General features: G+C 56.0%; 9 protein-coding genes and 1 pseudogene. 7 read left to right on the forward strand and 3 right to left on the reverse strand.

The features are described from left to right. Positions 1-232 precede the first annotated feature (232 nt). From AACY26_RS01920 to AACY26_RS01930, 3 genes are all read left to right on the forward strand, one after another. Positions 233-3,142 carry a ribonucleoside-diphosphate reductase subunit alpha gene (locus AACY26_RS01920; protein WP_339510434.1) on the forward strand — a complete coding sequence of 970 codons (2,910 nt, stop codon included), beginning with the start codon at positions 233-235 and terminating at the stop codon, positions 3,140-3,142. A gap of 430 nt (positions 3,143-3,572) precedes the next feature. Continuing rightward, entirely contained in the window at positions 3,573-4,826 is a 1,254-nt protein-coding gene (locus tag AACY26_RS01925; RefSeq protein ID WP_339510436.1) for a ribonucleotide-diphosphate reductase subunit beta, read from the forward strand. Positions 4,827-5,070: 244 nt separating this feature from the next. Further along, positions 5,071-5,400: a hypothetical protein gene (locus tag AACY26_RS01930; protein ID WP_339510438.1), complete on the forward strand. Its 330-nt coding sequence runs from the start codon at positions 5,071-5,073 to the stop codon at positions 5,398-5,400. A 68-nt stretch (positions 5,401-5,468) separates the two neighbouring features. On the opposite strand, the gene AACY26_RS01935 is transcribed toward AACY26_RS01930, so the two are convergent. Further along, positions 5,469-6,248, reverse strand: a complete 780-nt coding sequence (locus AACY26_RS01935) for a class I SAM-dependent methyltransferase (protein ID WP_339510440.1) — start codon at positions 6,246-6,248, stop codon at positions 5,469-5,471. 87 nt (positions 6,249-6,335) lie between these two features. Between AACY26_RS01935 and AACY26_RS01940 the strand changes: the two genes are divergently transcribed. Both AACY26_RS01940 and AACY26_RS01945 read left to right on the forward strand, forming a co-directional pair. Further along, positions 6,336-6,788: an Rrf2 family transcriptional regulator gene (locus AACY26_RS01940; RefSeq protein ID WP_339510442.1), complete on the forward strand. Its 453-nt coding sequence runs from the start codon at positions 6,336-6,338 to the stop codon at positions 6,786-6,788. Positions 6,789-7,239: 451 nt separating this feature from the next. Next, complete coding sequence (locus AACY26_RS01945) at positions 7,240-8,496, forward strand: OprD family porin (RefSeq protein WP_339510444.1); 1,257 nt, start codon at positions 7,240-7,242, stop codon at positions 8,494-8,496. A gap of 58 nt (positions 8,497-8,554) precedes the next feature. Here AACY26_RS01945 and AACY26_RS01950 read toward each other — a convergent pair whose 3' ends face one another. Next, the gene (locus AACY26_RS01950; protein WP_339510446.1) at positions 8,555-9,298 is read right to left on the reverse strand and encodes a class I SAM-dependent DNA methyltransferase; all 744 of its coding nucleotides are present in this window, start codon (positions 9,296-9,298) and stop codon (positions 8,555-8,557) included. A gap of 298 nt (positions 9,299-9,596) precedes the next feature. On the opposite strand from AACY26_RS01950, the pseudogene AACY26_RS21305 reads away from it, so the two are divergent. Continuing rightward, positions 9,597-10,373 (forward strand): annotated as a pseudogene (locus AACY26_RS21305) (MCP four helix bundle domain-containing protein); the annotation flags it as partial. A 102-nt stretch (positions 10,374-10,475) separates the two neighbouring features. Then, on the forward strand, positions 10,476-11,231 hold the full coding sequence (locus AACY26_RS21310) for a methyl-accepting chemotaxis protein (RefSeq protein ID WP_445261274.1): 756 nt from the start codon (positions 10,476-10,478) through the stop codon (positions 11,229-11,231). A gap of 29 nt (positions 11,232-11,260) precedes the next feature. Here AACY26_RS21310 and AACY26_RS01960 read toward each other — a convergent pair whose 3' ends face one another. Next, positions 11,261-13,327 (reverse strand): putative bifunctional diguanylate cyclase/phosphodiesterase, encoded by a 2,067-nt coding sequence (locus AACY26_RS01960; protein WP_339510450.1) that lies wholly within the window; start codon positions 13,325-13,327, stop codon positions 11,261-11,263. Positions 13,328-13,606 lie beyond the last annotated feature (279 nt).

A 13,606-nucleotide genomic window follows, 5' to 3' on the forward strand; every position in this document is an offset into this window, starting at 1 on the left:
GCTGCAAAATCGAACCAGGCCAATTACTACATCTAGTATCGCCAACCACAAATTGGCACAAGACTTAAAGAGCCAGGAAGGCGTTTATCAGACACGCCTTCTCTGCCCTGTTTTGCAAGCCCCATGCGCACAGTTCTGCGCATGGCGTTGTTGAAATGGAATGAACGACAGGTGACTTGCAGTAAACCACTGTAAATGCCGGTCTACATAAATACAGAACACGGAGACATCCATGCATACCGACACCAATCGCGAGAACCCGCAGGCCAAAGCGCCGCAGGCTTCTGACGCCACCCAAGACCTGGCAGCAACCGCGCCAGGTCAGCTGCGTGTGATCAAGCGGAATGGCACTGTTGTGCCCTATACCGATGACAAGATCACCGTAGCCATCACCAAGGCGTTTCTTGCAGTTGAGGGCGGCACCGCTGCCGCCTCGTCACGTATCCATGAGACGGTTGCGCGCCTGACTGAACAAGTCACCACCACATTCAAGCGCCGCATGCCTTCGGGCGGCACCATTCACATCGAAGAAATCCAGGACCAGGTAGAACTGGCCCTCATGCGTGCTGGCGAACAGAAAGTCGCGCGTGACTACGTGATCTACCGCGAATCGCGCTCGCAAGAGCGTAAGCGCGAAGTCAGCGGCAACATTGCCGAGCCGCACCCAAGCATCCGCGTCACTCATCCTGACGGCAGCGTTGCACCGCTGGACATGGGCCGCCTGAACACCATCATCACCGAGGCCTGCGAAGGCCTGGCCGAGGTCGATGGCGAGCTGATCCAGAAAGAAACCCTGAAGAACCTCTATGACGGCGTTGCCCAGAGCGACGTTAATACTGCGCTGGTAATGACCGCGCGGACCCTGGTAGAGCGCGAGCCAAACTACACCTATGTCACCGCTCGCCTGCTGATGGACAACATTCGCGCAGAAGGCCTGACCTTCCTCGAAGTCGCCACCAGCGCCACCCATCACGAAATGGCTGACCTGTACGCCAAGGCACTGCCTGCCTACATTGCCAAAGGTATTCAGTTCGACCTGCTCGATCCGAAGCTGCAAGACTTCGATCTGGAGAAGCTCGGCAAGGCCATCAACCACGAGCGCGACGGCCAGTTCACCTACCTTGGCCTGCAGACCCTGTACGACCGTTACTTCATCCACAAGGACGGTATTCGCTTCGAATTGCCACAGGTGTTCTTCATGCGCGTGGCCATGGGCCTGGCGATGGAAGAGCAGCAAAAAGAAGACCGCGCCATCGAGTTCTATAACTTGCTGTCGTCGTTCGACTACATGAGCTCGACCCCAACCCTGTTCAACGCCGGTACCCTGCGCCCGCAACTGTCGTCCTGCTACCTGACCACAGTGCCGGATGACCTGTCTGGCATCTACCACGCGATCCACGACAACGCCATGCTGTCGAAATTCGCTGGCGGCCTGGGCAACGACTGGACACCGGTTCGCTCGCTAGGCGCTTACATCAAGGGCACCAACGGCAAATCCCAGGGTGTTGTGCCCTTCCTTAAAGTGGTCAACGACACCGCCGTTGCCGTAAACCAGGGTGGCAAGCGTAAAGGTGCCGTGTGCGCCTACCTTGAAACCTGGCACATGGACATCGAAGAGTTCATCGAGCTGCGCAAGAACACCGGTGATGACCGTCGCCGCACGCACGACATGAACACCGCTAACTGGATTCCTGACCTGTTCATGAAGCGCGTCTTCGATGACGGCAAATGGACCCTGTTCTCGCCAAGCGAAGTGCCGGACCTGCACGACCTGACCGGTAAAGCCTTTGAAGAGCGCTACGAGTACTACGAAGCGCTGATCGAATACGGCAAGATCAAGCTGCACAAAACCATTCAGGCCAAAGACCTGTGGCGCAAAATGCTGTCCATGCTGTTTGAAACCGGCCACCCATGGCTGACCTTCAAAGACCCATGCAACCTGCGCAGCCCGCAGCAGCATGTTGGCGTGGTCCACAGCTCGAACCTGTGCACCGAGATCACCTTGAACACCAACAAGGACGAGATCGCGGTCTGTAACCTCGGCTCGATCAACCTGCCGAACCACATCGTGGATGGCAAGCTGGACACCGCCAAGTTGCAGAAAACCGTCAACACCGCGGTACGTATGCTCGATAACGTTATCGACATCAACTACTACTCGGTGCCGCAGGCGCGCAACTCCAACTTCAAGCACCGTCCAGTTGGCCTGGGCATCATGGGCTTCCAGGATGCGCTGTACCTGCAGCACATTCCTTATGGTTCGGATGCGGCAGTCGAGTTCGCCGACAAGTCGATGGAAGCGGTCAGCTACTACGCGATCCAAGCCTCGTGCGACCTCGCTGATGAGCGCGGCAGCTACGAGACTTTCCAAGGTTCCCTGTGGTCGCAAGGCATCCTGCCGCTCGACTCGCAGCAGATCCTTATCGAACAGCGTGGCCAGAAGTACATTGATGTAGACCTTAATGAAACCCTCGACTGGGCACCGGTTCGCGCCCGTGTACAGAAAGGTATTCGTAACTCCAACATCATGGCCATCGCACCGACCGCGACCATCGCCAACATCACGGGCGTCTCGCAGTCGATCGAACCGACTTACCAAAACCTGTACGTGAAATCGAACCTCTCCGGCGAGTTCACCGTGATCAACCCATACCTGGTTCGCGACCTCAAAGCACGCGGCCTGTGGGACTCGGTCATGATCAACGACCTGAAGTACTACGACGGTTCCGTGCAACAGATCGAGCGCATCCCGCAAGAACTGAAAGAGCTCTATGCCACCGCGTTTGAAGTTGAAACCAAGTGGATCGTTGACGCTGCCAGCCGTCGCCAGAAGTGGATCGACCAGGCGCAGTCACTGAACCTGTACATCGCTGGCGCATCGGGCAAGAAGCTCGACGTGACCTACCGCATGGCGTGGTACCGTGGCCTGAAAACCACTTACTACCTCCGTGCCCTGGCCGCAACCAGCACCGAGAAATCGACAGTCAACACCGGCAAGCTCAACGCAGTATCGAGCGGCGGCAACGACGGTTTGAGCGCAGCGCCAAGCAAGGCAGCCCCGGAAGTCGAGATGGCGGCCGGTCCAGCGCCAGTGCCAAAAGCCTGTGCCATAGACGAACCCGACTGCGAAGCCTGCCAGTAAGTAGAACGTGACGCGCGATGCTGAGAGGCATCCGCGTTGTTGCCGACTGGCCCTGCCCCATCACGTACATGCGTACGCTCAGGGGTTCAGGGCCAGTCGGCGCCTAGCGGCTACTCTCTCAGTCTCACGCTTGGGCTGTTGTAAGCAAAGTGATGAAGATGAAAACCGACGCTTGTGCGGATGATTCAGATCAACAGACCCGGCGCAATAACACAGCAAGATTGCTAGGCTTGGTTATCAGCTAGCGATAAATACAGCGTTAGAACCTTTGGTTTCTAACTACAGATTTAGAGTATTGCCAGCGACGTTCAGGCAAGACAAACAGGGTTGAGCCCAGCTGTATACAGGCAGGCGATTACCCGGTTTAACGCAGTATGAACAGCACGCAGCAGACTCAGATGTCCACCCACCTGAAAGGAGCCAACCGACTATGTTGAGCTGGGACGAATTCGAAAAGGAAGACGACGCAGAAACTGCAGTCGCTACCGCTAACAACGCTGCCGCCATGGCGGATATGAACATCGACAAGCTCGATCAGGTTGGCGGCGCAGCGGCTGAAGAGGCCCGCGCAGTATCGGCTGACGACAGCGCTGCAATCGCCCGTGCCAAGGCGGCACTGGACGAGCTCGACGTCGCTGAAGGCTTGGCTGAACTGGAAGGCACCTCGGCCCGCGTTGCGGTTGACGAAAAACGCATGATCAACTGCCGCGCCGACCTGAACCAACTCGTACCCTTCAAGTACGACTGGGCCTGGCAGAAGTATCTTGATGGTTGCGCCAACCACTGGATGCCGCAAGAAGTTAACATGAACGCCGACATCGCCCTGTGGAAAAGCACCGACGGCCTGACCGACGACGAGCGCCGCATTGTCATGCGCAACCTCGGCTTCTTCTCCACCGCCGACTCCCTGGTTGCCAACAACCTGGTGCTGGCCGTATATCGTCTGATCACCAACCCGGAGTGCCGCCAGTACATCCTGCGCCAGGCATTCGAAGAGGCGATCCACACCCACGCCTACCAATACTGCATTGAGTCGTTGGCCATGGATGAAGGTGAAATCTTCAACATGTACCACGAGATTCCTTCGGTCGCGAAGAAAGCCTCCTGGGGCCTGAAGTACACCCGTTCGATCTCCGATCCGAAGTTCGAAACCGGCACTGTTGAAACCGACAAGGAACTGCTGCGTAACCTGGTCGCCTACTACTGCGTACTGGAAGGCATCTTCTTCTATTGCGGCTTCACCCAGATCCTGTCCATGGGCCGCCGCAACAAGATGACCGGCGTTGCCGAACAGTTCCAGTACATCCTGCGTGACGAGTCGATGCACCTGAACTTCGGCATCGACGTGATCAACCAGATCAAAATCGAAAACCCACACCTGTGGGATGCATCGATGAAAGAAGAAGCCACGCAGATGATTCTGCAGGGCACTCAGCTGGAAATTGAATATGCCCGTGACACCATGCCACGCGGCGTACTGGGCATGAACGCGGCAATGATGGAGGACTACCTCAAGTTCATCGCCAACCGCCGCCTGACCCAGATCGGCCTGAAAGAAGAATACCCAGGCGCCACCAACCCATTCCCATGGATGAGCGAAATCATGGACTTGAAGAAAGAGAAAAACTTCTTCGAGACCCGTGTGATCGAGTACCAAACCGGCGGTGCCTTGAGCTGGGATTGATTCTGCCCAGGCGCTAAACGCTGCAAGCACCTTGTTTTTCGCAAGGTTTGCGAAATGGAAAGCCTCGCTTGATGCGGGGCTTTTCTTTGCCTGCGCAACAGGCCCTGCACGTTGGACTTCAGCAACTGAAGAACAATGCATATCCCTATGCGACCTCTACTTGTGCAAAAAAACTAAAGCACTCTCTACAGTTGCCGATAAACCAATTAGGAAAATTACGTTTATGCGATAGAAAGGTATTACCATGAACAACAATAAATATCGGTTCGCACCTTTGGCTCTCTTGGCTATCTTCTCCCCTGTCACACTCGCAGAGACTGCCGCAAACGCCATCAGCATTTTTGGAAAAGTACTCGAACCCTCATGCCAAGTCAGTGTCGAGCAACCGTCTGGCACGCAGCTAGTAAAGGTTCAGGTGACAGAGTGCAAGTCACCGGTCAATGCATCCTTAAGCGCGCGTGACTCAGGTGTCAGCCTTGCCTCTGCAAGCATCTCGCCCTTGAATGGCATGAGTTACAGGCAAACATCCGGCACGTCTGTGCAAGCTGCGATTATTACACTGGACTACAACTGACGGCTTCGGGACTGAGGCAATTGCCGAGCACACAAACGCTGCTAGAGAGCGTTTGTGTGCTCGGAGCCTTAGCGTTTCGCCACAGCGATCAGCGCTGTTGACGGAATCGCCATAAACGCCTGGTCACCGGCCATGCGCCTGACCTCGGCGATTACTGCCGTTTTTTCTGAATCACTCAGGCAGGTCCAGTCGGGCGACATGCCAAACAAGGTGTCGGGTTCAGCAAGGGCTGCCACATCGAGTTGGTAATCGTAAGTCACGCTTTCAATCACTGGGTCTCGAAAGCCCGCCAAAATCAACTCATTGCTAAAGTCTTGCGGCTCACTGAGCGCCTGCACAGCGTCGGGCATGGCCATGGATGAACGCTCAGGAAACAGCTTGCGGCGTATATTGCCGAGCAGCAAAAATGTCGCGGCGCCCTGCTCCCGCCAGGTAGCGACTATCCCGTAGCCGCCTGGACGCGTAACCCGCTGCATCTCTCTCAGGCCTTTACGCCAGTCCGGAAACATAATTACGCCAAAGATCGAAAAGACCGCATCGAAACTAGCGTCAGGCAGGTCAAGCGCTTGGCCGTCCATCACTCGCGCTTCGACATTGTCCAGCCCAGCGCTGGCCACGCAAGCCACCATCCCTTCAGAAAAGTCTGTCGCCATGACCGCGGCACCGGTGCGCGCCGCAGCCAATGCCAGTGCTCCAGTGCCCGTTGCCACGTCAAGCACCTGACTGCCTGGCGTAAGCGTGACTCGGGCTAGAGCCGCCTCTGCAAAATGTGCAGTGAATGGATGTGCAGTCTGCTGGTAGTGCTTGGCCGCCGCGTTCCAGTGGTCCGGATTCTCAAATTCGCGCATATCCTCAACCCTTTTATTTCATGTAACTTTATAAGTATCATGAAATAACATACCTGCCAACGGCAACCAAGATGCAAAGGATCGACCATGCGCAATGACAGCCGCCTTTCTCGAATGCTGCACGTCCTGATTCATATGGCGCGGCACGAAGGACCAATGACATCCGCCGGGATTGCCATGATGCTGGGAACCAACTCAGCCGTTATTCGCCGAACCATGGCTGGCTTGCGTGATGCGGGCTACGTTCGCTCGGAGAAAGGCCATGGTGGAGGCTGGGCCATTGACTGCGATCTTGACCGGGTATCTTTGCTCGATATCTATCGCGCAGTCGGTGGCACAAAGCTATTTGCACTGGGTAACGAGCACTCCAATCCTGATTGCCTGATTGAGCAAGTCGTCAATCAAACGGTAGCGGATGCACTCAACGAGGCAGAGTCACTTTTGATGGGGCGCCTGGCCGACATCAGCCTTGGCCAACTCAGCCGAACATTCGACATGCATTGCGAAACCGCGACCATTCCTCGCGACTCAGCCAAATAAAGCAGCAGTTCATCAATGCCTAACAGGGTGTTAGAGAATGGTGAATATCGAGCCTTGGAGCGCTGCGTTAGAGTCCGGGACTGAGCTTTCCGGACAACTATAAGAACCTGGCAAGGAGGCCGATCATGAGCACTCTACCGAGCTATTCGTTAACTGCCTGCAAGGGGCGCAACAGCCCATACCCCGCTGCCACACAATGGCCTACAGCGACTGATGTGCCAGCTCGCCTGTCTGGTCGACGGTCACTGACAACAGCCCTGCCCAAGCCGCATGGAATCAGCCGAGGACAGCGCATCACGTCCTTGCCGCGACTCACCGCTTAACCCTTTGTATCGCGCCGTGGTGAATACGACGTCCATTGCGCTGCCTGCAATTCACCCTCGCCACGCTGTCTGCCAACAACAAAAATGACAGCGGGGTTTACCACCCCCTGAAAATGAAGAGCAATAAGATGAATAAACACTGCCTCAACATTGCCATCACATCCGGCGTTGTCAGCCTGTCCCTGTGCTCAGCAGCCAACGCTGAGTTGATCAAGGACACTACCGCCACCCTGGAAGCACGCAATTACTATTTCAATCGTGACTTCCGCCAGGAAGGGGCTAGCCAGAGCAAGCGTGAAGAGTGGGCACAAGGCTTTATCCTGCGCGTGGACTCAGGTTATACCGAAGGCCCGGTAGGTGTTGGTGTAGACGCCATCGGCATGTTTGGCTTCAAGCTGGACAGCGGCGGCGGGACTGCAGGAACCAACTTGCTGGTACCTGACCGCTCGGGCGGCTCGCAAGATAACTCATCTGACCTGGCTGTTGCGGCCAAGGCTAAATACTCGAATACAGCTGTGCGGGTTGGCAGCATGCAGTTCAAGAACATGGCGGTTAGCTCAAGCGATGGTCGCCTGCTGCCGCAAGTGTTCAGGGGCGGTCAATTGATTTCAAAGGAGATCGACCGACTCTTAATCGATGGCGGCTACCTGACCCAGGTCAACCATCGTGACTCAGGCGACTTCGAAGACTTGAGAGTGAATTCCGGAGGCCGGCGGGGAATCAATGTAAGCGGCGACAACACCAGCGACGCCTTTCAGTTCCTCGGCGGCGGCTACAGGATCACCGAAGACCTGACAGCTTCGTACTACTACTCCAACCTGGAAGACCTGTACAAGCAGAACGCCTTTAACCTGGTGCAAAAACTGTCGCTGGGTGAAGGCCAGAGCCTCAAAGCAGACTTGCGCTATGCACGCTCCACCGATGATGGCCGCAGCAATGTCGACAACAACAGCTATGGCGCCATGTTTACCTATAGCTTGGCGAGCCACAGCTTCGGCCTTGGTTATCAAAAAATGAGTGGTGATACTGGCGCTGCCTATATCGGTGGCACCGATCCGTTCCTGGTCAACTATGTGCAGATCAGTGACTTCGCCAACAAGGATGAATCCTCCTGGCAGGCGCGCTACGACTACGACTTCAACGGCATCGGCATTCCCGGCTTGAAGTTCATGACCCGCTACCTAAGCGGTGACAACGTCGACCTGGGCACAGCAGCAGGTGATGGCAAAGAGTGGGAGCGCGACATCGAGCTGAAATATGTATTCCAACAAGGCCCGATGAAGAACTTTTCCGTGCGCTGGCGCAATGCGATGGTGCGTTCCAACTTCACCAACGATCTTGACGAAAACCGCCTGATTCTCAGCTATACCCTGCCCCTGCTCTGATACAGACACCGCTCATTGGCTAAAGCGCTCAACCGCGTGCGCTTTAGCCAATGGCGGATCAGAGCTTCACACAGGCAAACAGCGCGTTTCCCGACTCGGTATTCCAGGGCATGATCGTACCGTAGTCATGTTCGAGCATATGCACCTCGAAGTAGGGCTGTAGCAGAGCCTGCAACTCAGCAAAACTCACGGCCACCATCGGGTGCTCGTCATGCCAAACCTGGGTTTCGCCCGCCACGGTCTTCTGGATACGCAGCCTCAACGATTGCTGCGAACCTGCGCCGCGGTAATGCCAGGCAGAGCTGAAATTGAACAGACTGTTATCCTGATGAGCGCTGTGCGACACAAACGACTGGTTGTCGATCAGGTTCTTGTCGACAGCATTGAAGCAGAACAACCCATCGCGCTTGAGTGCGCCGTGGACACTGGCGATACACGCCTTGAGCCGGTCAATGCCAGCGCTGTAGTGGATCGAGTACAAAAAGCAGGTAATCAGATCCACAGGCTCGGCCACCTTGAAAGCACACATATCCTGCATGGAAAACCGTGCTTCCGGGCAACGCAGCGAGGCTCTGTCGAGCATCGGCTGATTGATGTCCAGCCCGCTGCTTTGGTAGCCCGCATCGATAAAGTGACGAACATGGGGCCCGGTACCACAAGCCAGGTCAAGATGCTGCTTACCAGCATTACCGAATAGCTGCTGTAAGCGGTGAATGCACTGGCTTTGCGTCTGGTAATCGATATCAGCGCACATCAGATCGTAATAACCCGACAAGTCGGTATAGAGAGCATTGCCGGGCATGATGACCTGAGGGAATTAGCAGGATTTTAGGGGCGCGAATCATATCCCAACTCATGCAAGGCGCAATACGAATAAGCGCTGATAAACACCTTTGTTTTATACAGCCAAACCGCCCTGCCGATTGGGCCCTGTACTTTCAACTCAAAGACCCCTTTCCCCGCAGCCTTTGCAAGCATCATCCGGCTTGAGTGGTGCATTGCCAACCGCCCGTTGGAGTGAGAAAAGCAGGTCCTGGCAGCCCGGTTTTTTGTACGTGGTATAGACTCAAGCCACAAGGTAAATACTCGGGAGAACCAACATGCTTCGTGCCTTCGCCGATTTGGGGTTTCGTTGGAAAATTGCATTGCCCATCCTGTTATTGGCAGTGCTGCTGGTCACAATGGGCGTGCTGGGGATGCGTGGCATTGCGCAGGTTGCAGACTCAAGCACCAAGCTGACCAACCGTTATTTGCCCGGCATTAGCCTGCTACTCAATGCCGACCGTGATCTTTACCAGGCATTTGTAGCGGAACGCAGTTTGCTGGATGAGGCCGTTGCCGAGCATGCGCAAGCCCTGACCGCATCGCACGCGGAAAACATGCAGCAGGCACAGGACCGAGTACACAAATTTGCCGCGATGCAACCCGGTAGTGAAGCCATGCAGCTGGTGGCGCAATTTGATGCTGGATTCGAACGCTGGAAGGCGACCTCGCAGCAGGTCGTGCAATTGGTTGCCAGTGATCCAGAAGCCGCGAGCAACCTGAGTTTTGGCGCCAGCGAAGAACAGTTCGAGGCCATGCGCACAGCCATCGACAAGCTGGGAGAAATGGATGACCAAGCCGCGAATGCCGAGGGGCTTGCAGCTATCGATCTCGGTAAAACGCTGAGTTGGCAGCAGGGCCTGATCATCGCCATTGGCTTGGGTGTATGTCTGGTGCTGGTGATAGGCTTCCCGATTCTGGTGACTGGCCCACTGCACAATTTGCTCAATCGGATCAATCAGATTGCTGACGGCGATGGCGATTTACGCGTGCGCCTGGATGTTGTCTCCAACGATGAACTGGGCAAGCTGAGCCACGCATTCAATCGGTTTCTCGATAAATTACAACCACTGATCAAGGAGGTTGGCCGGGTCACCGGCGAGGTCGAAAGTTCGGCGCAGAATCTGGCCAACCTGGCAGTCGCCAATGATCGACTCATAAGCAGCGAGTATGCCGCGGTCGATCAAGTCAGCACCGCCGCCACCGAAATGTGTTCGGCAGTCCATGAAGTGGCGCGCAATGCCCAGAGCGCCGCAGATGCCGCGCGCAGCGCCGAGGCCCAGTCCAGAGAGGGTGCGCAGGTGGTTGGCGGAGTGATTGAGTCTATTCGTCAATTGGCCCGGGAAGTTGAAAGCGCTTCAACAAGCATTCAAACCCTTGAGATGGAGGCTGGAAATATCGGCGCAGTGCTCGCCGTTATCAGGGGCATAGCCGAACAGACCAACCTGCTCGCGCTCAACGCCGCCATCGAAGCGGCACGGGCTGGGGAGCAAGGTCGAGGGTTTGCCGTGGTGGCCGATGAGGTGCGGGCACTGGCTGCGCGCACACAAGATTCGACCAAGGATATCCAGGTGATGATAGAACGCCTGCAAATTGGCGTACAGAATGCAGTCAAGGCTACCCATTCAGGTAGCAGCATGGCCCAACAGAGTGTTGAGCAGGCCGCAGGCGTGGATCAAGCCCTGACCGATACCAGCGACTCAGTGCAGCGCATCAATGATATGGCCGCGCAGATCGCCACCGCCTGCGAAGAGCAGAGCAGCGTAACCGAGGAGATTGCGCGCAATATCAGTGATATCCGTGACCTCTCCAATGAAGCCGCGCAGACCTCGGAACAAAGCGCGCAAGCCAGCAAACACCTTTCAGAACTCTCCCACGGTTTGAGCACCCTGGTCGGTCGCTTCCGGGTCTAGGCCCACCCCACCCTGCTGGCATGCGCAAGCTAGCAGGGTGCCAAGGCTCCAACACCCACGCTTGCGAGCAACATATCAGCCGGTTGTGGCCTGCCTAAATGAAAGCCCTGCAGCGTATTGCAGCCCAAGCGGGTAAGCAGATCCTTTTGCTCGATTGTTTCCACGCCCTCGGCAACAATCTTCATATCCAGGGTTTGCCCCAAAGCAATGATCGCTGAGACGATCGCCGCATCATCGTTGTCCTGCGCCAGGGCCATGATGAAACCACGGTCGATCTTCAGTTCGTTCGCGGGCAGGCGCTTGAGATACAGCAGGCTTGAGTAACCGGTACCGAAATCATCGATGGAGATATTCACGCCCAGCGCCGATAAGCGATTGAGCACATCCAGGCTGGCCTCGGCATCACGCATGGCGGTGGACTCGGTGACTTCCAGGATCAAATACCGCGCATCGACGGCGTAACGCTCCAAGGCTGAACGCACCACATCCACCAGGCTTGCGTGAGCCAACTGCACCGTGGACAGATTGACCGCCATACTCCAGTTGCCATGACCTGCATCATGCCAAAAACGTAGCTGGCGGCAGGCTTCATTGATCACCCAGTTACCAATCGGAATGATCAGGCCCGTGCGCTCGGCAATGGGCAAAAACACATCAGGCTGGACCAGGCCGTGCTCGGCACTTTGCCAACGTAGCAGCGCCTCAACCCCGACCATCAAACCATTGGGCGCAAGCATCTTGGGTTGGTAGTGCAGGCAAAACTCCTGGCGCTCAAGTGCCAGTCGCAAATCTTGCTGCAACTGCATTTGCTCATGGGCGTTGACGTTCATGGTGCTTTCAAAAAAGCAATATCCGTTACGCCCGGTTTCCTTGGCGTGGTACATGGCGGCATCGGCATTGACCATCAACTCATGGGCTGTGGCGCCGTCATCGGGGAACAATGCAATACCGATACTCACGGACAAATTGAGGCTGTTGCCGTCGATGCTGTAAGGCTTGGCAATGACTTCGACCAGTCTTTGCGCCAGCGCTGCGGCGTCCCCCGGTTCGCTGGGGTCAACCAGTACCACGAACTCATCGCCACCCAGACGAGCCACGGTGTCCTCTGCGCGCTTGGTGTCGAGGGTGCGCTGTGCAACCTTCATCAACAGGCGGTCACCGGTAAAGTGCCCATAAGCGTCGTTGACCGCTTTAAAGCCATCAAGGTCCATAAACAACAGGGCAAACTGATGCTTTTTCCGGGCAGACTTATTGATCGCCTGCTCCAGGCGGTCATTCAAAAGCAGCCGATTGGGCAGCTTGGTCAGGTTGTCATGCAGGGCAAGTTGCACCAACTCGGTATTGGCGCGATCAAGCGAAGTGGCTAACAGGTTGGTGCGTACATCGAGCATGGACACAATCAAGGCAATGGCAAACACCGCCAGGCTCACCACTATCACCAATACCGCCAGCCATTTGCTGTCAATGCCACTGTTGGCCGCGCCGCAGAAACTGCCCACGGGAAACTGTGCAGCAGCCATGCCGGTGTAATGCATGCCGACGATGGCGCAGCCCATGACCAGTGACGCGCCAATCCGCGCATAGGTATTGAACTCGGAATCCAGGCGCAAACGAAAGGCAATCCACAGCGATGCCCAGGAAGCCGCCGCCGCAATGGCTATCGACAACACAAAAAGCCATGGAATGTAGACAATCCCGGGCGTCATCAACATCGCTTCCATGCCGGTGTAATGCATGGCGGCGATGCCGAACCCCATCAACAAGCCGCCCAACCACAGGCGTGCGCTTGGCAGGTTTTCCTGGCAAACCAGCCACAAGGCGAACGCTGAAGAAAAAATCGCAATGACCAGCGACAGTGCTGTAAGCGTTAGGTCGTAACCCAAGGATATGGGCAAGCTGAACGCGAGCATGCCAATAAAGTGCATCGACCAGACGCCAAAACCCATGGCAAATGAGCCGCCAATCAGCCACAAGATTGCGGCGCGCCCCTTTGAGCCTGAAACTCGCCCGACCATATTCAGCGCGGTATAGGCAGCAAGAATCGCAACAATCAAAGAAAATACGACGAAAACGCCGTTGTAACTGCTGACCAGCATGGAGAACTCACTGAAGGGAAGGTGCGACGCGGCGCGCATAATATCAAAAAGACATCACCCGTAAATCACATGGTGTGACTCATCAAGACCAGCGGTAGCCTGTCGTCGACTGCGCAAGATCCTATATCGGCCGGAAAGCGATTTAGCTGAGGCGCAGAGCGCATTTTCTACAGGCGGATTGAGTGATTGGCGAGACGATTGATGGATGTGCGTCGAGCCGCCAAAAGCGTCCAGTTCGTCTAAATGCCCTACCAGCCAAATAACGACACTTGCGTGCAC

Source organism: Pseudomonas sp. RL_15y_Pfl2_60 (assembly GCF_963970595.1).
GTDB lineage: Bacteria > Pseudomonadota > Gammaproteobacteria > Pseudomonadales > Pseudomonadaceae > Aquipseudomonas.